This is a genomic window from Streptomyces sp. GbtcB7 (assembly GCF_019091445.1).
Taxonomy (GTDB): Bacteria; Actinomycetota; Actinomycetes; order Streptomycetales; family Streptomycetaceae; genus Streptomyces; species Streptomyces mirabilis.
Genome location: NZ_JAGXJM010000010.1, coordinates 280,006 through 303,734 on the forward strand (window position 1 = coordinate 280,006; position 23,729 = coordinate 303,734).

Consider the following 23,729-nt stretch of genomic DNA (forward strand, 5'->3'; position numbering starts at 1 on the left):
GAGGGCGCCCCCTGTCACAGGAGGCGCCCTCAGTGGCGTACGGGGGCCGCGGGTCAGGCGGTGCGGCCGCTCTCGCCCAGGTGGTGCACCCGGACCATGTTGGTGGTGCCGGGGACGCCGGGGGGCGAGCCGGCGGTCATCACGACGATGTCGCCGTCGTTGAACCGCTTGAGCTTCTGGAGCTCGTGGTCGACGAGGTCGACCATCTCGTCGGTGCTCTTCACGAACGGCACGACGTGCGACTCGACGCCCCAGCTCAGCGCGAGCTGGTTGCGGGTGCCCTCGTCGGTGGTGAAGGCCAGGATCGGCTGGGCCGCGCGATAGCGGGAGAGCCGACGGGCGGTGTCACCGGACTTGGTGAAGGCGACCAGGCCCTTGCCGCCGAGGAAGTCGGCGATCTCGCAGGCGGCACGGGCGACCGAACCACCCTGCGTGCGCGGCTTCTTGCCGGGGACCAGGGGCTGCAGCCCCTTGGAGAGGAGCTCTTCCTCCGCCGCCACGACGATCTTCGACATCGTCTTGACCGTCTCGATCGGGTACGCGCCCACGCTCGACTCGGCCGAGAGCATGACCGCGTCGGCGCCGTCGAGGATCGCGTTGGCGACGTCGGAGGCCTCGGCGCGGGTCGGGCGGGAGTTGGTGATCATCGACTCCATCATCTGGGTCGCGACGATCACCGGCTTGGCGTTGCGGCGGCACAGCTCCACGAGGCGCTTCTGCACCATCGGGACCTTCTCGAGCGGGTACTCGACGGCCAGGTCGCCACGGGCCACCATGACGGCGTCGAACGCCGCGACGACGGCCTCCATGTTCTCGACCGCCTGCGGCTTCTCGACCTTGGCGATGACGGGGACCCGGCGGCCCTCCTCGTCCATCACCTTGTGCACGTCGTTCACGTCGCCCGCGTCACGCACGAAGGACAGGGCGACCATGTCGCAGCCCATGCGCAGCGCGAAGCGCAGGTCCTCGACGTCCTTCTCGGACAGCGCCGGCACGTTCACGGCCGTGCCGGGCAGGTTGATGCCCTTGTGGTCCGAGATCACACCGCCCTCGATGACGACCGTCTTGACGCGGGAACCGTCGACCTCGACGACCTTCAGCTCGACGTTGCCGTCGTTGATGAGGATCGGGTCGCCCTTGGAGACGTCACCGGGCAGGCCCTTGTAGGTCGTGCCGCAGATGTGCTTGTCGCCGGGCACGTCCTCGATGGTGATGGTGAACTCGTCACCGCGCACCAGCTCGACGGGTCCCTCGGCGAAGGTCTCCAGACGGATCTTCGGGCCCTGCAGGTCGGCGAGGACACCGATGGCCTTGCCGGTCTCGGCCGCGGCGGCCCGGACCCGGTCGTAGCGGCTCTGGTGCTCGGCCTGCGTGCCGTGGCTGAAGTTGAAGCGGGCCACGCTCATGCCGGCTTCGATCAGCGCGACGAGCTGCTCGTGGGAGTCGACCGCGGGGCCGAGAGTACAGACGATTTTCGAACGGCGCATAGGGCGATCCTATCGGTTTGTTTCGCTACGGAATATTCCGTCTGGCGGAAGATACAAAGGGGCGCGCTGCCGCTCAGCTGAGGTGGCACCTGCCCCCCGTTCGAGGTGGCGTGGTGCCGCTCAGATGAGGTCGTGGGACGCGCCCACGAGTGCGTAGGTCTGCGTGGCGATCTCCAGTTCCTCGTCGGTCGGCACCACGGCGACCGCGACCCGTGCGCCCTCGGGGGAGACGAGTCTGGGCCCGTCCCCTCGAGCCGCGTTCAGGTCGGCGTCGACCGCCAGGCCGAGTTCCTCCAGGCCGGCCACCGCGGCCTCGCGCACCGGAGCGGCGTTCTCGCCCACTCCGGCGGTGAAGGCGATCGCGTCCACCCGGCCCAGTACCGCGTAGTAGGCGCCGATGTACTTCTTCAGGCGGTGGATGTAGATGTCGAAGGCGAGCCGCGCCTGCTCGTCACCCTCGTCGACACGGCGACGGATCTCCCGCATGTCGTTGTCGCCGCACAGACCGATCAGGCCGCTCTTCTTGTTCAGCAAAGTGTCGATCTCGTCCGTGGACATCCCGCCAACGCGCATCAAATGGAAGATGACCGCGGGGTCCACGTCGCCCGACCGCGTGCCCATGACCAGTCCCTCCAGCGGCGTGAGCCCCATGGAGGTGTCCACGCAGCGGCCGCCTCGTACGGCGGAGGCGGACGCGCCGTTGCCGAGGTGCAGCACGATGACGTTCACGTCCTCGGGGGCCTTGCCCAGGAGCTCGGCCGTCGCCCGGGACACATACGCGTGCGAGGTGCCGTGGAAGCCGTAGCGCCGGATGCGGTACTCGTCGGCGGTCTTCGCGTCGATCGCGTAGCGCGCCGCCGACTCCGGCATCGTCGTGTGGAAGGCGGTGTCGAAGACGGCGACCTGGGGCAGGTCCGGGCGCAGCGCCTGGGCCGTACGGATACCGATCAGGTTCGCCGGGTTGTGCAGCGGGGCGACCGGGATCAGCCGCTCGATCTCGGCGAGCACGGCCTCGTCTATGACCGTGGGCGCGGTGAACTCCTTCCCGCCGTGCACCACCCGGTGGCCGATCGCTGCCAGCTCGGGGGAGTCCAGGCCGAGGCCGTCCTTGGTCAGCTCCTCGGCGACGGCCTTGAGCGCGGCGGCGTGGTCGGCGGTGGGGCCGATCGTCTCGCGGGTCTCGCCCGTGGTGAGCGCCGTGTGCTTCAGCCGGGAGGTGCCCTCGCCGATGCGCTCGACGAGGCCCATGGCGAGACGGCTGCGGTCGCGCATGTCGAGCAGCTGGTACTTCACCGACGAGGAGCCGGAGTTGAGGACGAGGACGCGGGTGGCGGTCACTGCGGGGGTGCCTTCTGGGTCGAGGATGGTGGTGGTCATGCCCTGCTCGAAGTCTGGGCCTGGATCGCCGTGATCACGACCGTGTTGACAATGTCCTGTACCAGCGCCCCGCGGGACAGGTCGTTGACGGGCTTGCGCAGGCCCTGCAGGACGGGGCCGACGGCGATCGCGCCGGCCGAGCGCTGTACGGCCTTGTAGGTGTTGTTGCCGGTGTTCAGGTCGGGGAAGATCAGCACGGACGCCTGCCCGGCGACCTCCGAGTCCGGCAGCTTGGTCGCCGCGACGGTCGGCTCGACCGCGGCGTCGTACTGGATCGGCCCCTCGATCTTCAGGTCGTCGCGGCGCAGCCGCACCAGGTCGGTGGCCTCGCGCACCTTGTCGACGTCGGCGCCCGACCCGGACGTCCCCGTCGAGTACGACAGCATCGCGATCCGGGGCTCGACGCCGAACTGTTCGGCCGTGACGGCCGACTGGATGGCGATGTCGCAGAGCTGCTCGGCGTTCGGGTCGGGGTTCACCGCGCAGTCGCCGTAGACCAGGACCTTGTCGGCGAGACACATGAAGAAGACGGACGAGACGATCTTGGTGTCCGGCTTGGTCTTGATGATCTCGAAGGCGGGCCGGATGGTCGCGGCGGTGGAGTGCACGGAGCCGGAGACCATGCCGTCGGCGAGCCCCTCCTGCACCATCAGCGTCCCGAAGTAGTTCACGTCGGCGACGACGTCGTAGGCCAGCTCGACGGTGACGCCCTTGTGGGCGCGCAGGGCGGCGTACTTCTCGGCGAAGCGCTCGCGCAGCTCGGAGGTGACCGGGTCGATCAGCTGGCTGTCGCCCAGGTCGATGCCGAGGTCGGCGGCCTTCTTGCGGATCTGGTCGACCGGACCGAGCAGCGTCAGGTCGCACACGCCCCGGCGCAGCAGCACCTCCGCGGCGTGCAGGACGCGGGCCTCGGTGCCCTCGGGGAGCACGACGCGGCGCTTGTCGGAGCGGGCCTGTTCGAGGAGCTTGTGCTCGAACATCATCGGGGTGAGGCGGTCGCTGCTCGGCGCGGAGACGCGCCTGAGGAGATCGCTGGTGTCGACGTACCGCTCGAAGAGGCCGAGTGCGGTCTCCGCCTTGCGGGGGGTGGCGGCGTTCAACTTCCCCTCCAGGGAGAAGAGTTCGGCCGCGGTGGGGAAGGAGTTGCCGGCCACCGAGATCACCGGGGTGCCGGGGGCGAGGCGGGCGGCGAGGGTGAGGACCTCGTCGCTGGGCCGCTCGTTCAGGGTCAGGAGCACGCCGGCTATGGGCGGGGTGCCGGCGCTGTGCGCGGCGAGCGAGCCGACGACCAGGTCGGCGCGATCGCCCGGGGTGACCACGAGGCATCCCGGGGTCAGGGCGTTCAGGAAGTTCGGCAGCATGGCGCCGCCGAAGACGAAGTCGAGCGCGTCCCGGGCGAGGCCCGCGTCGTCGCCGAGGAGCACTTTGCCGCCGAGGGCGTGGGTGATCTGCGCGACGGTGGGCGCGGAGAGGGCGGGCTCGTCGGGCAGCACGTAACAGGGGATGGGCAGACGGTGGTCGATCCGCTCGCTGATGTCGGCGCGGTCGGCCGGGGCCACCCGGTTCACGACCATGGCGAGGACGTCGCAGCCCAGACCGTCGTACGCGCGGTAGGCGTTGCGCGTCTCGGCGCGCACGGACTCGGCGGTCTGCCCGCGTCCGCCGACCACGGGGATCACGGAGGCGCCGAACTCGTTCGCGAGCCGCGCGTTCAGCGCCAGCTCGTCCGGGAACTGGGTGTCGGCGAAGTCGGTGCCCAGGACGAGGACGACGTCGTAGTCACGGGCGACGAGGTGGAACCGGTCGACGAGGGAGGAGACCAGCTCGTCCGCGCCCTGCTCGGCCTGGAGCGTGGACGCCTCGTGGTAGTCCATGCCGTACACGCTCGCCGGGTCCTGGGCCAGCCGGTAGCGTGCGCGCAGCAGCTCGAAGAGCCGGTCCGGGCCGTCGTGGACGAGTGGACGGAAGACGCCCACCCGGTCGACCTGGCGAGTCAGGAGCTCCATGACCCCCAGCTCGACGACCTGGCGGCCGTCGCCGCGGTCGATCCCGGTCACGTAGACGCTGCGGGTCACGCGTGCTCTCCATCCGTTGCGGCGCTGGGTGGTTTCGGGGCTCGGAAAAATGGCCCACTGGGGTGAGCGGAACCCTCTTGACAATACCTCTGAGGGTAGCTAGGGCGCCCGCCAGGACAAACGTCCTGGTGGGAAGGAGGGAATCGTCGGTGCCCTTCGTCTCGTGAAACAATCGGACCGGCTCACACGTACCAGCAGCGAGCAGGAGACACAGCACGATGCGTATCGGAGTTCTCACCGCAGGCGGCGACTGCCCGGGCCTGAACGCCGTGATCCGGTCGGTCGTGCACCGAGCGGTCACCAATTTCGGGGACGAGGTCATCGGCTTCGAGGACGGCTACGCGGGCTTGCTCGACGGCCGCTACCGCACCCTCGACCTCAACGCGGTCAGCGGCATCCTCGCCCGTGGCGGCACGATTCTCGGCTCCTCGCGACTGCAGCGCGACCGGCTCCGCGAGGCCTGCGAGAACGCGCAGGACATGGCCCGCGAGTTCGGCATCGACGTGCTGATCCCGATTGGCGGCGAGGGCACGCTGACGGCCGCCCGGATGCTGTCGGACGCGGGGCTGCCGGTGGTCGGTGTCCCCAAGACGATCGACAACGACATCTCGTCGACCGACCGGACCTTCGGCTTCGACACGGCGGTGGGGGTGGCCACGGAGGCCATGGACCGTCTGAAGACCACGGCCGAGTCCCACCAGCGCGTGATGGTCGTCGAGGTCATGGGCCGGCACGCGGGCTGGATCGCCCTGGAGTCCGGCATGGCGGCCGGAGCCCACGGCATCTGCCTGCCCGAGCGCCCCTTCGACCCGTCCGACGTGATGGCGATGGTCGAGGAGCGCTTCGCCCGCGGCAAGAAGTTCGCGGTCATCTGCGTCGCCGAGGGCGCCCACCCCGTCGAGGGCACCATGGACTACGGCCACGGTGCCATCGACCAGTTCGGCCACGAGCGCTTCCAGGGCATCGGTACGGCGCTGGCGTACGAGCTGGAGCGGCGCCTCGGCAAGGAGGCCAAGCCGGTCATCCTCGGCCATGTGCAGCGGGGCGGCACCCCGACCGCGTACGACCGGGTGCTCGCCACGCGGTTCGGCTGGCACGCGGTGGAGGCGGCGCACCGGGGTGACTTCGGGCGGATGACGGCGCTGCGGGGGACGGACGTGCTGATGGTGCCGCTGGCGGAGGCGGTCACGGAGCTGAAGACGGTGCCGAAGGACCGGATGGACGAGGCGGAGTCGGTGTTCTAGGTCCTACGGGGTTCTAGGTCCTACGGGCCGGTCGTACGGCCTGGGGTCGTACGGGCTCGGTTCGAGCGGACTCAGAGCGGACTCAGTACGTGGTTCTCTGGACCATCGCCCAGAAGTGATCGACGATCCGGTCGAGGAAGTCACGGCCGGAGTCGTCGGCGTCGGCGGCGGCCGATCCGCCGCTCCAGCTGAGCGTGGCCACCATCTGCCCCTGGTACTCCGTGTGCATCTCCTGGAGGACGTCCTCCAGGAGGCGCCGGTCCAGCGGGATCATCTTCCCGACCGGACGGACGTACGCCTGCCAGCGCGTGGTCACCGCGCTGCGCAACAGCTCGGCCAGCTTGCCGTCGCGTCCCGTGACGGTGATGAAGTCCCGCAGCGACAGTTCGAGGGTGTCGGCGAGGGCGACCGACTGCCGGTCGTTGCCGCGCCACTCGTCGGCCTCCTCCATCCGCTGGTAGGCGAGGAGTTCGAGGCCGACGGTACGGGCGATGTCCTCCTGGGCCAGCCCGCGCGACACGCGATGCTCGCGCAACGTCCGTGGCGCGCCGATGAGTTCACCCGGTGAACACCACAACACTCCCGCGAGCGCCGTGAGTTCGGGCCCACTGGGGGTGGTCGTCCCTCTCTCCCAGGCCAGGACGAGGTCGGGGGTGACGTACGGCAGCCCGTACGAGGCTCTCATCCCGTACGCGACGTGCTCGGGGCCCATGCCGAGGGCAGCACGCAGTCTGCGGGCTGCCGGAGCGTTGAAGGGTGGGGTGGGCTGATGGGCCTGCGGTCGCTGCACGCGCACAAAATATGGGGCCTGGGTGGTGGTGACTACGGTCTGTTCGGCCACAATCACGGATCGTACGAACATACGGCTCTGCCCTCACCGCCCCTTTCCGTCCGATCCTCCCAGGGTTTCGGGGCCGGGATTTGGCCTGCGGGCGGGTGGTGGCTGATCGCACAGTTCCTCGCGCCCCTGAGGGTGCGCTCCCGGCCGGGCGCTCTTATTGCGCATGGCGGCGACGGCGCGTCGAAAATCGCTTGATTCGCTCACCTAGGGTGAGGATATGACTGGCTCACCGCGCCTCGAGAAGATCATCCCCGGCAATTTCGACACCGCGATCGGACTGAAGGTCCGCCCCGATCAGGAGCACCTGGTCGCGCCCGTCGTGAAGTCGCTGGCCGAGGCGTATGTGTATCCCGGTGTCGCCTGGCCCCGCCTCATCGTGGACGGGGAGCGGACCGTCGGGTTTCTGATGGCCTTCTTCGACATCGACTGGGACGGAGGCGAGGCGGGCACCGACCTCCGCTCCGGGCTGTGGCGTTTGAACATCGCGGCCGGGGAACAGGGCAGGGGGTACGGCCGCTTCGCGGTCGAGGCCGTGGCCGCCGAGATCAGGCGCCGGGGCGGCACCCGCCTCACGGTCACCTGGCACCCCGGCGAGACCGGCCCGGAGGGCTTCTACCTCGGGCTGGGATTCAAGCTGACCGGAGAGACGAGCGGGGGGCAGACGGTGGGGGTGCTGGAGTTGGAGGAGGAGTAGGCCTCGGCCTTGGCCTCGACGGGTAGGGCAGGCCCAGCCCTCACCCCTTGACCGCGCCGCCCAGCGCGAACCCCCCGCCCAATCGCCTGGCCACCAGTACGTACAGCAGGATCACCGGCGTCGAGTAGATGACCGAGAACGCGGCCAGCTGTCCGTAGACCACCGTTCCCCTGTTTCCGAAGAAGTCGTTGATGCTCACGGACGCCGGCATCTGGTCCGGTGTCAGCAGGAGCATGAACGGGACGAAGAAGTTCCCCCACATCATCACGAACGAGAAGACCGTCACCACCGCCACCCCCGGACCCATCAGCGGCAGCACGATCCGTACCAGGGACTGGAGCGACGACGCCCCGTCCGTCCACGCCGCCTCCTCCAGTTCCTTCGGTACGCCGTCCATGAAGTTCTTCATCAGCCAGATGGCGAAGGGGAGTTGGGACGCGGCGAAGAAGAAGATCGTGCCCTGCACGGTGTCGATGAGGTTCACCCGTACGAACAACGCGTACACCGGGACCATGATCGCCGTGATCGGCAGGCACGTCGCGAAGAGGATCGTCAGGAGGAAGGGACGGTTCAGTCGTGAGCGGAACCGCGACAGCGGATACGCGGCCAGCGCCGCGCACACCACCGTGAGCAGCGTCCCGCCCCCGCACAGGATCAGGCTGTTGAGCAGCGGTCTGTAGGTGATGTCCGGCTTCAGGACCGCGTCGAAGTTGTCCAGCGTGAGACCGTCCGGGACCTGCACCCTGAGGCCCGCGTGCGGGTCGAGGGCGGACAGGACCACCCAGGCGAGCGGGAGCACGAAGGCGGCCGCCACCACCAGCAGGCCCGCGTCGGCGGCCAGCCGGCGGCCGGTGCGGCGGGACCTCAGTGTCGTACGGACCGGCATCTCAGACCTCCGTCCGCAGCAGCCGCATGTACACCAGCGAGAACAGCGAGCCGACCACCAGCAGGAGCAGCGCCACCGCGGTGCCGTATCCGATCATGCTCTTCTGGAAGGCCTGCTCGTACATGAAGAGCGGCAGCGTCTGACTCCTGTTCCCCGGGCCGCCCCTCGTCATCACCCAGATCAGCCCGAACACCGACAGCGTCTGAAGGGTGTTGAGCATCAGGTTCGTGCCGATCGAGCGGCGGATCATCGGCAGCGTGATGTGCCACATGCGGCGCCAGCCACCCGCCCCGTCCACCTCCGCCGCCTCGGTGATCTCCTTCGGTATCTCGTTCAGGGCCGCCGAGTACACCAGCATGGAGAAGGCCGTCCCCCGCCAGACGTTCGCGAACGACACCGCCAGGATCGGCAGCGTGAACAGCCAGTTCTGGGTGGGCAGGTGGAGCCAGTCCAGGATCGCGTTCAGCGTGCCTTCCCGTCGGAAGAACGCGTACAGCAGGAATCCCGCCACCACCTCCGGCAGTACCCACGCCGTGATCACGATCCCGCCCACGACCGTCCGCACCGGCTTCGACGCCCGCTGCATCAGCGAAGCCAGCGCCAGGCCCAGCGTGTTCTGGCCGACCAGTGACGACAGGACCGTGAACACCAGCGTCAGCCAGACCGCGTTCAGGAACGCGTCGTCCTTGAACGCAGCCCGGAAGTTCTCGAAGCCGACGAAGGACGAGTGCGCCTGGCCGGTGAGCTGGAGGTCGGTGAAGGCGATGTACGCGCAGTACGCGATCGGGCCCGCCAGGAAGAGGAGCAGGAGGGCGACGGCGGGGCTGAGGGGCAGGGCGCGGGTCAGGGTGCGGCGCAGCCTCACTTCCTGATCACCTGGTTGTCGGTGGCCGTCTTCAGCTCCTCGTCGTACCCGCTCGCCGCCTTGTCGACCGAGCTGTCACCCGTCGTCACGCCCTCCATGGCCTCCTGGATGGCCGTCGAGACCTTGGGATAGGCCGGGTACGCGGGGCGGTAGTGCGTGCTCGCGACCAGGTCCGTGAAGAACTTGATGCCGGGCTGCGCCTTCACGTACCCGGGGTCGGAGGCCACGTCCTTGCGCACCGCGATGCCGGAGTTGGCGATGTACCACTTCTGCGCGTTCGCCTTGGTCTGCATCGTCTCGATGAACTTGAAGGCGAGGTCCGGGTTGGACGCCTTGGCGGGGATCGACCAGGTCCAGCCGCCGGACATGCTCACCTTGCCGGGAGCCTGGCCGGTCTGCGTCGGCATGTACGCGAGGCCGAGTTTCTGCGACCACTCGGGCCACTCGTGCCCCGCGCCCTTCAGCCAGTCCTGCGGCAGCCAGCTGCCGTCCAGGTTGATGCCGAGCTTGCCCTTGGGCATCAGTTCGCCGCGGACGTTCGTGGGGAAGTTCGGGTCCAGGGCGTCCGAGACATCGGGGCCCAGCTTCTCCTTGTAGACCGTGTGCACGAAGGTGAGCGCGTCCTTGAAGGCCTGACTGCCCGCGATCCACTTCTTCGACGCCGTGTCGTACAGAGGGTCCGACGTGCCGTCACCCGTCCCGTACAGCAGCATCTCGAAGCCCTGCATGGTGGCCGCCTCGCCCGCCGGCTTGCCCGTGTAGACGTTCAGCGGGGTGACGCCGGGGACCTTCGCCTTGATGGTGCGTGCGGCGGCCAGCACCTCGTCCCACGTCTTCGGCTGCCAGTCCGCGGGCAGGCCCGCCTTCTTGAAGATGCCCTTGTCGAACCAGAGGCCCCGGGTGTCCGTGCCGTCCGGGACGCCGTACGTCTTCCCGTCCTGCGCCTTCGCGGCCGACTGCGCCGTGTCGACGAACTGGTTCCAGTCGGGCCACTTGTCGAGGTAGGGGTCCAGGGGCTTCAAGTACCCGCTCGTGATGTCCGAGTTGATGAGGAAGGTGTCCTCGTAGACCAGGTCGGGGGCCGTCTTGGGGGATCTCAGCATCTGCTGGAGCTTGGTGTAGTACTCGGAGTCCGGGGCCTTGATCGGGACGAGCTCGACCTTCTTGCCGGGGTTGGCCCTCTCGAACTCCTTCTTCATCTCCCCCAAGTAGGTGTCCATGACGCGGATCGAGTTGTCCGTGGACTGCTTGAAGGAGACCTTCACGGTGTCCGGATCGCTTCCGGAGCCCGATCCGCAGGCGCTGAGCGCGGTCGCGGTGAGCAGAGTGGCGAGGAGTAGCGGGGCGGCGGTGGGGCGCACGGGCACGACCTCCTACTGGCCGACGTCATTGGTGGCCGAGTTGTCTGCCCGGTGAACGTAAGAGCGTGGACTAGTCCACGTCAATGACCTTGCAGCGGCTCGTGACCTTGCCGGGCTCGCGGAGACGGGGCCGCGTGTGATGTCCCAGGGGGACATAAGTCCCACCGGGTCGCATGTCCTGCCGGACGGCCGGCGCCCCGCGCGATCAGCCCTTGACCCACCGGTACTGCAACTCCGGCCGCCCCACCTGCCCGTACTGCGGAGCGCGCGCCGCGCGTCCCGCTTCCACCAGGTGCTCCAGATAGCGCCGGGCGGTGATCCGGGAGATACCGACCGACTCCGCGACGCCGGCCGCCGTCAGGCCCTCGGCGCTGTCCCGCAGCGTCCGGGTGACCCGCTCCAGCGTCGGTGCGCTGAGGCCCTTGGGGAGGGCGGCCGGGCTCGGGGCGCGCAGGGTGGCCAGGGCACGGTCCACCTCGTCCTGGCCGCTCGCCTCGCCCACCGCAGCGTGGAACTCGGCGTACCGGACGAGGCGGTCGCGCAGGGTGGCGAAGGTGAAGGGCTTCAGGACGTACTGGACGACTCCGAGCGAGACCCCTTCCCGTACGACCGCGAGGTCCCGCGCGGACGTCACCGCGATCACGTCCGCGTGATAGCCGGCGGCCCGCAGGGAGCGGGCGAGCTGCAGTCCGTGCACGTCCGGCAGATGCAGGTCGAGCAGCAGCAGGTCCACCGGCGTACGGTCCAGCGCGCGCCGGGCCTCCGCGCCCGTGTGCGCCTTGCCGACGGCGGTGAAGCCGGGCACCCGGCCCACGTACATGACGTGCGCGTCGGCGGCGACCGGGTCGTCCTCGACGACGAGTACGCGGATGGGGTCGGCGGTCATACGTCGCCTCCAGGCAGGGTGTGCTGGGCGGGCTCGGGCTCGGCGGCGGGCCCTTCGGTGGTGGCTCTTTCGGTGGTGGCCGGGGCCGGTCCTTCGGCGGCCCCGGGCGCGGGTTCGTCAGGGGCGCCCGGGGCCACCGTAGGCAACGGCAGCCGCGCCTCGAATTCCGCCCCGCCCCCGGGCGCCTCCGCCACCGTCAGCGTGCCGTCGTGCCGGCTCACCGCCTGGCGTACGAGGGCCAGCCCGAGGCCCCGGCCGCCGGGCCCCGCCGGTTTGGTGGACCAGCCGCGCTGGAAGACCGCCTCCGTGTGGGCGGGGTCGACGCCCGCGCCCGTGTCGGCGACCCGCAGGACCAGGCCGGAGTCGTCCGTGAAGGCCGTGACGGTCACCCGTGCCCCCACCGTTCCCTGCGCCGCGTCCATCGCGTTGTCGATCAGATTGCCCAGCACGGTGACCAGGTCACGGGCCGGCAGGCCGGTCTGGAGCAGCCCGTCGTCGATACCGCTCTCCTCCGACACCACCAACTCCACGCCCCGCTCGTTCGCCTGGGCCGCCTTGCCCAGCAGCAGGGCGGCGAGGACCGGCTCGCTGACCGCCGAGATCACCTCGTCGGTGAGCGTCTGGGCGAGTTCGAGCTCGGCGGTGGCGAACTCGACGGCCTCCTCGGCACGCCCGAGCTCGATCAGCGAGACCACCGTGTGCAGCCGGTTCGCGGCCTCGTGCGCCTGCGAGCGCAGCGCCTGGGTGAAGCCGCGCTCGGAGTCCAACTCGCCCATCACGGACTGGAGTTCGGTCACATCGCGCAGGGTGACCACCGTGCCGCGCCGCTCGCCGCCGGACACCGGGGAGGTGTTCACGACCAGCACGCGCGACGCCGTCATATGCACCTCGTCCACCCGCGGCTCCGCCGACAGCAGGGCGCCCGTGAGCGGTGCGGGCAGCCCGAGTTCGGCCACGGAGTGTCCGACGACCTCGTCCGTCACCCCCAGCAGCTCCCGCCCGCCGTCGTTCATCAGCGCCACCCTGTACTGCCCGTCCAGCATCAGCAGCCCCTCGCGCACGGCGTGCAGCGCGGCCTGGTGGTAGTCGTGCATCCGGCTCAGCTCGGCCGCGTTCATGCCGTGCGTGGAGCGGCGCAGCCGGGCGTTGATGACGTAGGTGCCGATGCCGCCGAGCACGAGTGCGCTGCCCGCGACGCCGATGAGGGCGGTCACCTGGTCCTGCACGCGCTGGGTGATCGCCTCGACCTTGATGCCCGCGCTGACCAGGCCGACGATGTGGCCGTTGTCCAGGACCGGGGTGACGGCACGGACGGACGCCCCGAGGCTGCCCGTGTACGTCTCCGTGAAGGACTTGCCGTGCAGGGCGGGCCCGATGTGCCCGAGGAAGTGCTTGCCGATCAGCGTCTCGTCGGGGTGGGTCCAGCGGATGCCCTGCGGGTTCATGATCGTCACGAAGTCCACGCCGGTGTCGCGCTGTACCTGGAGCGCGTACGGCTGGAGGTCCTTCGTGGGGTTCGTGGTGCGGATCGCATCGCGGACGGAGGGCGCGTCGGCGATCGAACGGGCCACGGCCATGGCCTGGCGGCCCCCCGCGTCCTCGGCCTGGCTGCGGTCGCTGACATAGCTGAACAGCGCGTACCCGGCGACGAGCACCGCGATGAGCACGGCCTGCATGGCGAAGAGCTGGCCGGCCAGGCTGCGGGGGCGCGGGACGTGGGGGAAGCGCATGTCGTTCAGTCTGCCTCTCCATATAAGCGTGAACTAAATGAACGGAAGGGTGACCGCCCTCACAGGGCGGGAGATAGTCACCGCATCCCCCGGAGCGAGCCGCACCCCGGGATCCCCGTGAGTGAGCCGCACCCCGGGATCCCGCGGAGCAGGCCGCACCCCGGGTTCCGCCGGACGTGAGCCGCACGCCGGATGATGCCGATGACGTCGTCAAGGAGGGCAGCCGTGGCCAGCAGCCAAACGGCACCTGCCGCACCCGCCGCCAAGCGGGACCGCACCCACTATCTGTACATCGCGGTGATCATCGCGGTTGTGCTCGGCATCGCCGTCGGGTTCGCCGCGCCGGACTTCGCCAAGGAGCTCAAGCCGATCGGCACGGGCTTCGTGAGCCTGATCAAGATGATGATCTCCCCGATCATCTTCTGCACGATCGTGCTCGGCGTCGGCTCGGTACGCAAGGCCGCCAAGGTCGGCAAGGTCGGCGGTCTCGCGCTCGGCTACTTCATCTGTATGTCCTTCGTGGCGCTGGCCATCGGCCTGGTCGTCGGCAACATCATCCACCCGGGCAGCGGGATGCACCTGACCGAGGCCGTGAAGGGCGTCGGGCACACGCAGGCCCAGGCCGCCGCCGAGGGCCCTGTCGACTTCATCCTCGGGATCATCCCGACCACCTTCGTCTCGGCCTTCACCGAGGGCCAGGTGCTCCAGACCCTGCTGATCGCCCTCCTCGTGGGCTTCGCGCTGCAGGCCATGGGCCGTGCGGGGCAGCCGGTGCTGAAGGGTGTCGAGCACATCCAGAAGCTGGTCTTCCGCATCCTGGGCATGATCATGTGGGCCGCTCCCGTCGGTGCCTTCGGTGCCATGGCGGCCGTCATCGGCGAGACCGGCATGGACGCGCTGAAGGCGCTGGGCACGATCATGCTCGGCTTCTACATCACCTGCGCGCTCTTCATCGTCATCGTGCTCGGCACGCTGACGAAGCTCGTCGCCAAGGTCAGCCTCTTCCAGCTGCTGAAGTACCTCGGCCGGGAGTTCCTGCTGATCGTCTCGACCTCGTCGTCCGAGTCCGCGCTGCCGCGGCTCATCGCCAAGATGGAGCACCTGGGTGTCAGCCGCCCGGTCGTCGGCATCACCGTGCCGACCGGCTACTCCTTCAACCTCGACGGCACGATGATCTACCTGACCATGGCCTCGCTGTTCATCGCCGACGCGATGGACCAGCCGATGAGCATCGGTCAGCAGATCGGTCTGCTGCTCTTCATGATGGTCGCCTCGAAGGGCGCGGCGGGTGTCTCCGGCTCCGGTATCGCCGTCCTGGCCAGTGGTCTGCAGTCGCACAAGCCCGCGCTGGTGGACGGTGTCGGTCTGATCATCGGTATCGACCGGTTCATGAGCGAGGCGCGCGCGGTCACCAACTTCGCGGGCAACGCGGTCGCCACGCTGCTCATCGGTACGTGGACCGGTGAGGTCGACAAGGAGCGGGTGAACCGGGTTCTCGCCGGGGAGCTGCCGTTCGACGAGAAGACTCTGCTGGACAGCGACGAGGACGACGCGATCGACGTCGCCCCGGAGGTGCCGGAGCAGGGCGGCGAGAAGGAGCTGGCCAAGGCGTAGGCGCTCCGCTGGAAGGGGAGCTGCGGGTCGTTCGGAGGCCGCGTGTGGATCGTGGCTTGTCGCGCCCACGCGGCGGAGCCGCATGATGACACAGCCTCGCGCCCCTGACGGGGCGCCCCACCTATGGGGCTCATAAGTCCCCCCAAGCCGCCGGGCGGCCAGGTTCTCCCCCCGTAGACCTGGCCGCTCGGTGTTGTGCCGCAGAAGTTCGAAGAGGAACCTCAACAGCTCAATCGCTCAGCTTGGTCACCAGTTCGGTGGCTCTGGAGGCGGGTACGCCCGCCGCGGTCAGCATGGTGATCGCGGCGGAGCGGCCCGCCTCTTCCGGTGCCAGCAGGCCGTCGTTCACCGCCTCCATGAGGGCGAACAGCATCTGCTCGTGCACGTACGCCAGTGCGGGCGCCGGCAGCGGAGACTCGAACACGCCCTGGTCGAGGCCGCGCCGCAGCAGCTCCGCGCAGGCCTCGCGCACCGGCGTGAGCCGCTCGCGGATGCCCTGGACCGTGACGCTGCGCTGGGCGAGGGCGACCAGCAGCCGGTAGCGGTCGGCGATCTCCCAGACGGCGAGCGTCGAGCGGACCAGTGATTCCGCCGGGTCCCGGCCGCTCTCCCGGCCCGCCGCGTGCGCCGCGGCCACCGCCTCCACCGCGCCGTCGGTCAACGTGCTGATCAGCACCTCACGGCTGGGGAAGTGCCCGTACACCGTGCGCCGTACGACGCCCGCGGCCCGTGCGATCTGGTCCATGGACGCGTCGGGGTCGCGCAGCAGCTCGGCGAGCGCGACGTCGAGGATGCGGCGGCGGTTCGCATCCGCGCGGCTGGCACTACCCGTGGTCATGGCTGCCATTCTGCACGCCCCCGGATCCGCGCGAGGTGATCACTCGTGCCCTCCACAAGGGCTCCACCTCCTTGATTTGCACAGCGTTGTGCATCTCGATACATTGCACATGGTTGTGCAAATGCACGCCAGTGTGCAAATGGAGCGAAGAGAAGGGGCGACCGTAGTCATGCGTCTCGTCATGAACGAACCGGTCGAGGGGATGGACCGGCCCTACGCCCGGCGCTGGTGGGCGCTGCTGGTGCTCTGCCTGAGCCTGCTGATCATCGTGATGGCGAACACCGCCCTCACCGTCGCGGCCCCGGACATGACCCAGGACCTGGGCCTGTCCAGCGCGGACCTGCAGTGGGTCATCGACGGCTACACCGTCCCGTACGCCGCGCTGATGCTGCTGCTCGGCGCGATCGGCGACAAGTACAGCCGGCGCGGGGCGCTCATCCTGGGGCTCGTCGTGTTCGGTGGGGGCGCGGTCGCGGGCTCGCTCGTCGACAGCTCCACCGGGGTCATCGCGGCCCGTGCCGTGATGGGCGTAGGCGCCGCCCTGATCATGCCCGCGACGCTCTCCCTGCTCGCCGCGACCTTCCCGCGCGAGGAGCGGGCGAAGGCGATCACCCTGTGGACCGCCACCGCCGGACTCGCCATCGCGGCCGGGCCACTGGTCGCCGGTGCGCTGCTGGAGCACCACGGCTGGTCGTCCACGTTCCTGATCAACGTCCCCGTCGCCGCGCTCGCGATCGTCGGCGCCCTCGTCCTCGTACCGCCGTCCAGGGCCGCGCACCACCACCGCATCGACCACGTCGGCGGCCTGCTGTCCGTGGTCTGGATCGGCTCGCTGGTCTACATGATCATCGAGGGTCCGCACTTCGGATGGGGCGTCAAAGCCGTGACCGCCGCGGTCGTCGCGGGTGCCGGCCTGGTGGCCTTCGTGGTGTGGGAGCTGCGTCACCCGCGCCCGGTCGTCGACGTACGCCGCTTCGCCCACCGCCGGTTCGCGGGCTCCAACCTCGCCGTCGCCCTCTTCTTCCTGGCCGTCTTCGGCGCCTTCTACTACCTCACCCAGCACCTCCAGTTCGTCCTCGGCTACGACGCGCTGGACACCGGGGTGCGGATGCTGCCGCTCGCCGGGGCCGTGTTCGTCGGCTCGGCGCTCACCGGATACCTCACCCCGCGCATCGGCATGAAGATCACGGTGACCGCGGGCATGGTCGGCGGCACGGCGGCTCTCGCGCTGCTCACCCGGGTCGACGCGGCATCCTCGTACGGCGACTTCGTGCTGCCCCTCACCATCCTGGGCCTCGCGATCGGGCTCGCGCTCTCGCCCTGCACGGACGCCATCATGGGCGCGTTCCCCGAGGCCGAACTCGGCGTGGGCGGAGCCGTCAACGACACCTCGCTGGAGCTCGGCGGCTCGCTCGGCATCGCGATCCTCGGTTCCGTGCTGGCGAGTTCGTACTCCGCGCACCTCTCGGACGCCACCGCGGGCAGCAAGCTCCCGGCGGGTGCCCTGTCCACGGCGCAGGACTCGGTCGGCGCGGGCTACGCGGTCGCCCAGGGCATCGGTGACAAGGCCCGGCAGCTCGGCGAGCAGGCCGCCCGGGCGGGGCATGCCGGGAACACCGAGAAGGCCGCGCAGCTGAAGGCGCAGGCCGACCAACTCGCCCACGGGGCACAGCGGATGGCGGACGCCGTCGGTTCGTCCTTCTCGGACGCGGTGGCGCACACCAGCCTGATCGGCGCGGTGATCCTGGGCGTGGGAACCGTGCTGGTCGCCTTCCTGCTGCCCCGGAAGGGCGGCGCGCACCCCGGGGAGGCCCCGGAGCAGGCGGCGGAGGAACAGCCGGAACTCACCGGCGCGGCGACGCGCTGAGCGCATCCCCGCCCGCCTCGGAACCGTGACCCTCGGGCCGCCGTCTCGTAGAACATGCACTACCGTGCCGTGCCGGACTGACCCGCACGGCACGGCATGTTCTGCGGAGGACACGGAGTATGAAGATCGACTGGGACCGGCGGACGTGCGCGCGCAAGAGTCATGTGACGTACGCGCCCGACGAGCCGGAACTGCGCCGGCGGCTGCACGCCGAGACGAGCCTCGGCGAGGCCTGGCGCTGTCTGCGCTGCGGCGACTTCGTGCTGGGCGAACCACATGGCTCGGGCCCCGCGGAGGACGCACCCCTGGTGCCGCGCGGCAAGGTGCTGCGTGATCTGTTCATCCTGCGCTTCCTGGCGATCGAACGGGCCGTGCGCGGGGTGTTCATCGTGCTGGTCGCGGCCGCGGTGTGGAAGTTCAGCAACAGCCAGGACTCGGTGCGCCGGCTCTTCGACGAGAACCTCGACGTCTTCCGGCCGGTCTTCAAGCACTTCCACTACGACCTCGACCACTCGCCGGTCGTCGGCACCATCCAGAAGTCCTTCGGCTACAAACACTCCACGCTGGCCCTGGTGGCCGCGCTGCTGCTGGCGTACGCGCTGATCGAACTCGTCGAGGCGGGCGGCCTCTGGTACGCCAAGCGCTGGGCGGAGTATCTGACGGTGGTCGCCACCGCCGCCTTCCTGCCCCTGGAGATCTACGAACTCACCGAGCACGTCAGCTACTTGAAGATCGCCACCCTGGTCCTCAACATCCTCGCCGTCCTCTACATCGCCCTCGCCAAACGCCTCTTCGGGCTGCGCGGCGGACGCAAGGCGTTCGAGGAGGAGCGGCACAGCGCGTCGCTGCTGGAGGTCGAGGAGTCGGCGGGCGTGGCCGCGCACGCCTGACGCCCCCGCACCACACGGCGTCGGCGCCCGCCACCGCCGTCTCTGATCACGGAACCCCACCGGGGCGGCGGCGTTCATGGTGCCGCGTCGAGGATCGTCTACGGGCGGTCGGGGCCCAGGGTCTCGGCCACGGCGCGCGGCAGCCACGCCCGTGCGTCGCCGAAGGCGAACCCGAGCAGGGCGGCCCGGGAGTTGTCCATGCCGTAGGAACGGCTGAAGGAGAAGGGGGAGACCGCGCCGACCTCGACGGGCCGCAGGAGGGTCTTGCCGTCCGGGAGGTGCGCGGCGATCGCCTCGCACAGCTCCTCCGTGGTCAGCGGCCCGTGGGAGGCCGCGTTGACCGGGCCCGTGAAGTCCTCGCCCGCCGCCCAGAACAGGAAGTCGGCGATCTCCTCGACGTGGATGTACGTCGCCGGGCGGTTCACGGGCGGTACGGCGATCGCCTCGCCCGCGCGGATGCGCTCCGCGTAGTGCTGGAGGCGGCCGGTGAAGTCGTCGTCCCCGCCCAGGACGTGGGCCACCCGGACGGCCGTGTACGGGAACGCGGGGTCGGCCGCGAACACCGCCTCGGCCTGGCGCTTGCCCTCCCCGTAGTGGCGCTCGAGGAACTCCGGCTCGTCCCAGGGGAGTCCGAGGTCGACGGGCACGGTACGGGGGTCCACGGCGTCCTCCCGCACGAGATCCGCCGAGTCCTCGTACTCGTACACCTCGACGGTGGAGGTCATGATGTACCGCCGGGTGCGTCCCGCGAAGACCCGTCGGGCGATCTCCGCCTGCCGCGGTGTGTAGCAGACCTGGTCGACCACGACATCGAAGGTGCGTGAACCCAGTGCCTTCTCCAGGGAATTCCCGTCATTGCGGTCCGCGACGAGATGGACCGCCCCGGTGGGCGGTGCGGAGGAACCGCGATTGATGACGGTGACGTGGTCTCCGGCGGCCAGCAGCCGGGCGATCAGCCGCTTTCCGAAATAGCGGTTTCCGCCAATGACACCTATCTCGCGCACGGCGTTCCTCCCCCTCGCACTTCCCGCACCCACCGGGCTTCTGTGGTCATAATTCTCCCGGCGTACGCGTCACGTCTGAAGGGGGAGACATGGGAGATCCGGCCGCTGCACCGAAGGAACCACGGCAACCGCGCGCCGCCGCCGACGAAACATCGGTGGCCTTCGACGCGGTGGACCGGCAGATCCTGGAACTGCTGCAGAGCGACGGCCGGATCAAGCTCAGCGAGCTGGGCCGGCGGGTCCGGCTGAGCCCGGCGGCCGTCGCCGAACGCGTGCGCCGGCTGGAGTCCACGGGAGCCGTCACCGGCTACGGCGCCCATGTCTCACCGCCCCTCCTCGGTTACGGCATCCAGGCCTTCGTACGCGTCGACCCGCACGGCGGATACACCCTGCGCCACCCCAGGACCCTGGAGCTGATCTCCCGCCCGGAGATCATCGAGGTCCACCACGTCGTCGGCGAGGACTGCTGGATCCTCAAGGTCGCCGTCGCGGACACCCTCCACCTGGAGGACGTCCTGGAGCAGACCTCGGCACTGGGGCGCACGACGACCTCGATCGTCCTGTCCTCACCGGTGCCGCGTAAGCCACTGCTGCCCTTGCGTTGACGTCGGCGTCAAGGAATACCGTCGGGGCATGCGAATCGGCGAGCTGGCGGCGCGGGCCGGGACCACCACGCGGACTCTTCGGTACTACGAGTCGCGGGGGCTGCTGCCCGCGCGACGGGGCGAGAACGGGTACCGGACGTACGACGAGCACGACCTGCGGCTGCTGCGGCAGATCAGGACGCTGCAGGACTTCGGGTTCGACCTGGAGGAGACCCGGCCCTTCGTGGAGTGTCTGCGGGCGGGGCACCCGGAGGGCGACTCCTGTCCGGCCTCGCTCGCGGTCTACCGGCGCAAGCTGGGCGAGCTCGACTCGCTGATCGACGAGTTGCAGGCCGTACGGGCCGAGGTCGGCGCGCAGCTGGCGCGGGCCGAGCGGGCGCGTGACGAGCTGGCGGCCGAGGCGGAGGTTCCGGGCGGCCCGGAACCCGTATGCGAACTGGAAGGGCGGACACGGTGATCAAGGTGGCAGGCGTGGCTTCGGTGACGGACGCGGACTTCGAGACGGAGGTGATCGGCGCCGAGCTCCCGGTGCTGGTGGAGTTCACGGCCGACTGGTGCCCGCCGTGCCGGCAGATGGGGCCGGTGCTCAGTGCCCTGGCGGCCGAGGAGGGCGAGCGGCTCAAGGTGGTCCAGCTGGACGTGGACACCAACCCGCTGACGACGAACGCCTACCGGGTGCTGTCGATGCCCACGTTCATGGTGTTCCGCGGTGGCGAGCCGGTGAAGTCGATGGTGGGCGCCCGGCCGAAGCGCCGGCTGCTGGAGGAGCTGTCCGACGTGCTCTGACTCTCCGGCGTGCGCCGACCTCACCGATATACAGCAGAACTACAAAAATCCCCCGAGCAATTGCGCTCGGGGGATTTCCCTGCGTATATTGAATGATTCGCGACTTCAGAAGAATTGAGTCGCGAAGAAGTTCACTGAGCGCAGTATATCCGGCCGGGAGCGGAATTGTCAAACAGGGGCGCAAACGCAGAGGGCACCACAGGATTTCCCGACGATGAATTGCTGCACGAGCAGGAATTCATCGACGGGTTGTACGCACGCGTGGACGTGCTGCGGGGCGACACCGAGGCCTCCGTCGGCGACGCGCTCGCGCAGGGCAACACACCCATGCAGGCCAGGCTCGAACGGGACGTGCTCGTCGCCGAGCGCTCGGGCCTGCTCGCCGCGCTGAACGCCGTGGACGGCTCGCTCTGCTTCGGCCGGATCGACCTCACCTCCGGCGTCAGCCATCACATCGGCCGTATCGGCGTCCGCGCCGACGACACCGAGCACACCCCCATCCTCATCGACTGGCGGGCCCCGGTCGCCCGCCCCTTCTACCTCGCCACCGGCCACACGCCGATGGACCTGCGCCGCCGCCGGCACATCACCACCGACGGCCGCCGGGTGACCGACCTGCACGACGAGATCCTCGACCTCGGCGACCACGAGCGCACCGGCCACGAGGACCCGACCGGCGACGCCGTACTGCTGGCCGCGCTGAACTCGGCGCGCACCGGCCGCATGAGCGACATCGTGCAGACCATCCAGGCCGAACAGGACCGGATCATCCGGGCCCCGCACAAGGGCGTGATGGTCGTCGAGGGCGGCCCCGGGACCGGAAAGACGGCCGTGGCGCTGCACAGGGCCGCGTACCTGTTGTACGAGTACCGGGAACTGCTGGCGAAGCGCGCCGTCCTGATCGTCGGACCGAACCCCGCCTTCCTCGGTTACATCGGCGAGGTACTGCCCTCGCTCGGCGAGACGGGCGTGCTGCTCGCGACCGTCGGCGAACTGTTCCCCGGCGTCCGGGCGACCGCCACCGACGCCCCGCGGGCCGCCGCGGTGAAGGGCCGCGCCGACATGGCCGAGGTGCTCGCCGCCGTGGTCCGGAGCCGCCAGGCGCTGCCCGACCCGGTCATCGCGATCGAGCACGACCGGGACATCCTGATGCTCGACGCCGGGCTCGTCCAGGTCGCCCGCGAGCGCACCCGTGAGGCGCAGTTGCCGCACAACGTGGCCCGCGAGTACTTCGAGGGCCACATCCTCAACACGCTCACCGACATGCTGGCCGAGCGCATCGGCACCGACCCCTTCGACGGTTCGAACCTGCTCGACCCGAGCGACATCACCCAGATCCGCGACGACCTCGCCGAGAACCCCGAGGTCTGGTCGGCCATCGACCAGCTGTGGCCGCGGCTGACCCCGCAGCGCCTGGTCGCCGACTTCCTCGCGGACCCAGAGGGATACGTCTCTGACGAGGACGCGGCCGCGATCCGCCGCCCGGTCACCCGGGCCTGGACCACCGCCGACGTCCCCCTCCTCGACGAGGCCGCCGAACTGCTCGGCGAGGACGACCGGGTGGCCCGCGCCCTCGCCGACCAGGAACGACGCGCCCAGGTGGCGTACGCGCAGGGCGTGCTGGACGTGTCCTACGCCTCCCGCACCTACGAGTTCGAGGACAAGGACGAGGAGGACTCCGAGGTCCTGTCCGCGCACAACATCATCGACGCCGAGCGGATGGCCGAGCGGCACGAGGAGGACGACCACCGCAGCGCCGCCGAACGCGCGGGGGCCGACCGGACCTGGGCGTTCGGCCACATCATCGTCGACGAGGCGCAGGAGCTCTCGCCGATGGCCTGGCGCCTGTTGATGCGGCGCAGCCCGACCCGCTCGATGACCCTGGTCGGCGACCCCGCGCAGACCGCGGAAGCGGCCGGAGTGGGCTCCTGGTCGGAGATCCTCTCCCCCTATGTCGAGGACCGCTGGGAGCACAAGCGCCTCGCCGTCAACTACCGCACCCCGTCCGAGATCATGGACGTGGCGGCGGGCGTACTGCGCGCGCGGCACCCGGACTTCGAGCCGCCGCGTTCGGTGCGTTCGACGGGCGTACGGCCGTGGGCACGTGCCGCCGGGGACGACCTGCCCGGCACCGTCGCGAAGGCCGTCGCCGAACTGACCCCCGCCGAGGGACGGCTCGCGGTGATCGCGCCCCGCGAACTGCACACCTCGCTCGCGGCCCGGCTGGAGGACGTGACGGCGGGGGAGGAGCCCGACCTGACCCGGACGGTCGTCCTCCTCGACCCCCGTCAGGCCAAGGGGCTGGAATTCGACTCCGTCCTCGTGGTCGAACCGGCGCGGTACGGCACGAGCGACCTGTACGTGGCGCTGACGCGGGCGACGCAGGCGCTCGGGATCGTGTACGAGGGCGAGCTGCCTCAGGCGCTGCGGGCGGCGACGGTCTGACCACCGGGCGGGGCGAGGAGTTCACGCTCCTTGGCCCCGCCCCTCGTCGTGGCCGCCGAAGCCGTCAGGCGGGGCGGAGCCAGATCGTGGCCAGGGGAGGCAGGGTCAGGCGGAGGCTGGTGGGGTGGGCGTGGGCGGGGTGGGGCTCGGGTTTGACGGGGTGGGGGTTGTGGATGTCGCTGCCGCCGTAGCGGGCGGCGTCGGTGTTGAGGACTTCGTGCCAGGCGGGGATGT

The 23,729-nt window shown here is 69.9% G+C and carries 21 protein-coding genes; 9 read left to right on the forward strand and 12 right to left on the reverse strand.

Annotation, left to right across the window (positions count from 1 at the left end; all coding sequences use genetic code 11):
• Positions 1-53 precede the first annotated feature (53 nt).
• The 3 genes from pyk to pta form a co-directional block, all read right to left on the reverse strand.
• The gene (pyk, locus tag KVT44_RS18980; protein ID WP_190174280.1) at positions 54-1,487 is read right to left on the reverse strand and encodes a pyruvate kinase; all 1,434 of its coding nucleotides are present in this window, start codon (positions 1,485-1,487) and stop codon (positions 54-56) included.
• A 120-nt stretch (positions 1,488-1,607) separates the two neighbouring features.
• Complete coding sequence (locus KVT44_RS18985) at positions 1,608-2,825, reverse strand: acetate kinase (protein WP_217567882.1); 1,218 nt, start codon at positions 2,823-2,825, stop codon at positions 1,608-1,610.
• A gap of 35 nt (positions 2,826-2,860) precedes the next feature.
• Positions 2,861-4,939 carry a phosphate acetyltransferase gene (pta, locus tag KVT44_RS18990; RefSeq protein ID WP_217567864.1) on the reverse strand — a complete coding sequence of 693 codons (2,079 nt, stop codon included), beginning with the start codon at positions 4,937-4,939 and terminating at the stop codon, positions 2,861-2,863.
• Positions 4,940-5,157: 218 nt separating this feature from the next.
• Here pta and KVT44_RS18995 point away from each other — a divergent pair, with 218 nt between their 5' ends.
• A complete protein-coding gene (locus tag KVT44_RS18995) occupies positions 5,158-6,183 on the forward strand; it encodes an ATP-dependent 6-phosphofructokinase (protein ID WP_054233176.1) in 1,026 nt (341 codons plus the stop codon).
• Between the two features lie 82 nt (positions 6,184-6,265).
• Here the strand turns inward: KVT44_RS18995 and KVT44_RS19000 are convergent, their stop codons facing one another.
• On the reverse strand, positions 6,266-6,895 hold the full coding sequence (locus KVT44_RS19000) for a helix-turn-helix transcriptional regulator (RefSeq protein WP_254649590.1): 630 nt from the start codon (positions 6,893-6,895) through the stop codon (positions 6,266-6,268).
• Between the two features lie 346 nt (positions 6,896-7,241).
• Between KVT44_RS19000 and KVT44_RS19005 the strand changes: the two genes are divergently transcribed.
• Positions 7,242-7,718: an N-acetyltransferase gene (locus KVT44_RS19005; RefSeq protein ID WP_190174277.1), complete on the forward strand. Its 477-nt coding sequence runs from the start codon at positions 7,242-7,244 to the stop codon at positions 7,716-7,718.
• Positions 7,719-7,758: 40 nt separating this feature from the next.
• On the opposite strand, the gene KVT44_RS19010 is transcribed toward KVT44_RS19005, so the two are convergent.
• The 5 genes from KVT44_RS19010 to KVT44_RS19030 form a co-directional block, all read right to left on the reverse strand.
• Positions 7,759-8,604, reverse strand: a complete 846-nt coding sequence (locus KVT44_RS19010) for a carbohydrate ABC transporter permease (protein ID WP_217567865.1) — start codon at positions 8,602-8,604, stop codon at positions 7,759-7,761.
• A gap of 1 nt (position 8,605) precedes the next feature.
• A complete protein-coding gene (locus KVT44_RS19015; protein ID WP_229889573.1) occupies positions 8,606-9,469 on the reverse strand; it encodes a carbohydrate ABC transporter permease in 864 nt (287 codons plus the stop codon).
• Positions 9,466-10,836: an extracellular solute-binding protein gene (locus tag KVT44_RS19020; RefSeq protein WP_217567866.1), complete on the reverse strand. Its 1,371-nt coding sequence runs from the start codon at positions 10,834-10,836 to the stop codon at positions 9,466-9,468. Before KVT44_RS19020 ends, KVT44_RS19015 begins: the two co-directional genes overlap by 4 nt.
• 199 nt (positions 10,837-11,035) lie before the next feature.
• Complete coding sequence (locus tag KVT44_RS19025; protein ID WP_075028964.1) at positions 11,036-11,716, reverse strand: response regulator; 681 nt, start codon at positions 11,714-11,716, stop codon at positions 11,036-11,038.
• Positions 11,713-13,446: a sensor histidine kinase gene (locus KVT44_RS19030; RefSeq protein WP_217567867.1), complete on the reverse strand. Its 1,734-nt coding sequence runs from the start codon at positions 13,444-13,446 to the stop codon at positions 11,713-11,715. Before KVT44_RS19030 ends, KVT44_RS19025 begins: the two co-directional genes overlap by 4 nt.
• Before the next feature lie 201 nt (positions 13,447-13,647).
• Here KVT44_RS19030 and KVT44_RS19035 point away from each other — a divergent pair, with 201 nt between their 5' ends.
• A complete protein-coding gene (locus KVT44_RS19035; protein ID WP_099925382.1) occupies positions 13,648-15,060 on the forward strand; it encodes a cation:dicarboxylase symporter family transporter in 1,413 nt (470 codons plus the stop codon).
• Between the two features lie 229 nt (positions 15,061-15,289).
• Here KVT44_RS19035 and KVT44_RS19040 read toward each other — a convergent pair whose 3' ends face one another.
• Positions 15,290-15,907: a TetR/AcrR family transcriptional regulator gene (locus KVT44_RS19040; RefSeq protein WP_095852534.1), complete on the reverse strand. Its 618-nt coding sequence runs from the start codon at positions 15,905-15,907 to the stop codon at positions 15,290-15,292.
• A 160-nt stretch (positions 15,908-16,067) separates the two neighbouring features.
• On the opposite strand from KVT44_RS19040, the gene KVT44_RS19045 reads away from it, so the two are divergent.
• The gene (locus KVT44_RS19045) at positions 16,068-17,765 is read left to right on the forward strand and encodes an MFS transporter (protein ID WP_217567868.1); all 1,698 of its coding nucleotides are present in this window, start codon (positions 16,068-16,070) and stop codon (positions 17,763-17,765) included.
• A 119-nt stretch (positions 17,766-17,884) separates the two neighbouring features.
• The gene (locus KVT44_RS19050; protein ID WP_217567869.1) at positions 17,885-18,655 is read left to right on the forward strand and encodes a DUF2127 domain-containing protein; all 771 of its coding nucleotides are present in this window, start codon (positions 17,885-17,887) and stop codon (positions 18,653-18,655) included.
• 98 nt (positions 18,656-18,753) lie between these two features.
• Here KVT44_RS19050 and KVT44_RS19055 read toward each other — a convergent pair whose 3' ends face one another.
• Complete coding sequence (locus KVT44_RS19055; RefSeq protein ID WP_217567870.1) at positions 18,754-19,659, reverse strand: NAD-dependent epimerase/dehydratase family protein; 906 nt, start codon at positions 19,657-19,659, stop codon at positions 18,754-18,756.
• Positions 19,660-19,748: 89 nt separating this feature from the next.
• On the opposite strand from KVT44_RS19055, the gene KVT44_RS19060 reads away from it, so the two are divergent.
• The 4 genes from KVT44_RS19060 (at position 19,749) to KVT44_RS19075 (ending at position 23,495) form a co-directional block, all read left to right on the forward strand.
• The gene (locus KVT44_RS19060) at positions 19,749-20,264 is read left to right on the forward strand and encodes an Lrp/AsnC family transcriptional regulator (RefSeq protein WP_181360927.1); all 516 of its coding nucleotides are present in this window, start codon (positions 19,749-19,751) and stop codon (positions 20,262-20,264) included.
• 28 nt (positions 20,265-20,292) lie between these two features.
• On the forward strand, positions 20,293-20,721 hold the full coding sequence (locus KVT44_RS19065) for a MerR family transcriptional regulator (protein ID WP_054233164.1): 429 nt from the start codon (positions 20,293-20,295) through the stop codon (positions 20,719-20,721).
• Between the two features lie 14 nt (positions 20,722-20,735).
• Positions 20,736-21,050, forward strand: a complete 315-nt coding sequence (locus tag KVT44_RS19070; protein WP_095857766.1) for a co-chaperone YbbN — start codon at positions 20,736-20,738, stop codon at positions 21,048-21,050.
• Positions 21,051-21,269: 219 nt separating this feature from the next.
• Positions 21,270-23,495, forward strand: coding sequence for an AAA family ATPase (locus KVT44_RS19075; RefSeq protein ID WP_217567871.1), 2,226 nt, complete (start codon positions 21,270-21,272; stop codon positions 23,493-23,495).
• A 64-nt stretch (positions 23,496-23,559) separates the two neighbouring features.
• Here KVT44_RS19075 and KVT44_RS19080 read toward each other — a convergent pair.
• Positions 23,560-23,729, reverse strand: a 170-nt coding sequence (locus KVT44_RS19080) for an alpha amylase C-terminal domain-containing protein (protein WP_217567884.1), incomplete at its 5' end; no start/stop codon positions are given.

What these genes read in the sequence shown, in the direction of transcription:
- KVT44_RS19005 (WP_190174277.1), top strand. Translation starts at nt 7,242, where the DNA reads ATGACTGGCTCACCGCGCCTCGAGAAGATCATCCCCGGCAATTTCGAC.
- KVT44_RS19045 (WP_217567868.1), top strand. Translation starts at nt 16,068, where the DNA reads ATGCGTCTCGTCATGAACGAACCGGTCGAGGGGATGGACCGGCCCTAC.
- KVT44_RS19030 (WP_217567867.1), bottom strand. Translation starts at nt 13,446, where the DNA reads ATGCGCTTCCCCCACGTCCCGCGCCCCCGCAGCCTGGCCGGCCAGCTC.
- KVT44_RS19050 (WP_217567869.1), top strand. Translation starts at nt 17,885, where the DNA reads ATGAAGATCGACTGGGACCGGCGGACGTGCGCGCGCAAGAGTCATGTG.
- pyk (WP_190174280.1), bottom strand. Translation starts at nt 1,487, where the DNA reads ATGCGCCGTTCGAAAATCGTCTGTACTCTCGGCCCCGCGGTCGACTCC.
- KVT44_RS19000 (WP_254649590.1), bottom strand. Translation starts at nt 6,895, where the DNA reads ATGGGCCCCGAGCACGTCGCGTACGGGATGAGAGCCTCGTACGGGCTG.
- KVT44_RS19025 (WP_075028964.1), bottom strand. Translation starts at nt 11,716, where the DNA reads ATGACCGCCGACCCCATCCGCGTACTCGTCGTCGAGGACGACCCGGTC.
- KVT44_RS19035 (WP_099925382.1), top strand. Translation starts at nt 13,648, where the DNA reads ATGACGTCGTCAAGGAGGGCAGCCGTGGCCAGCAGCCAAACGGCACCT.
- KVT44_RS19040 (WP_095852534.1), bottom strand. Translation starts at nt 15,907, where the DNA reads ATGGCAGCCATGACCACGGGTAGTGCCAGCCGCGCGGATGCGAACCGC.
- KVT44_RS18995 (WP_054233176.1), top strand. Translation starts at nt 5,158, where the DNA reads ATGCGTATCGGAGTTCTCACCGCAGGCGGCGACTGCCCGGGCCTGAAC.
- KVT44_RS19060 (WP_181360927.1), top strand. Translation starts at nt 19,749, where the DNA reads ATGGGAGATCCGGCCGCTGCACCGAAGGAACCACGGCAACCGCGCGCC.
- KVT44_RS19065 (WP_054233164.1), top strand. Translation starts at nt 20,293, where the DNA reads ATGCGAATCGGCGAGCTGGCGGCGCGGGCCGGGACCACCACGCGGACT.
- KVT44_RS19010 (WP_217567865.1), bottom strand. Translation starts at nt 8,604, where the DNA reads ATGCCGGTCCGTACGACACTGAGGTCCCGCCGCACCGGCCGCCGGCTG.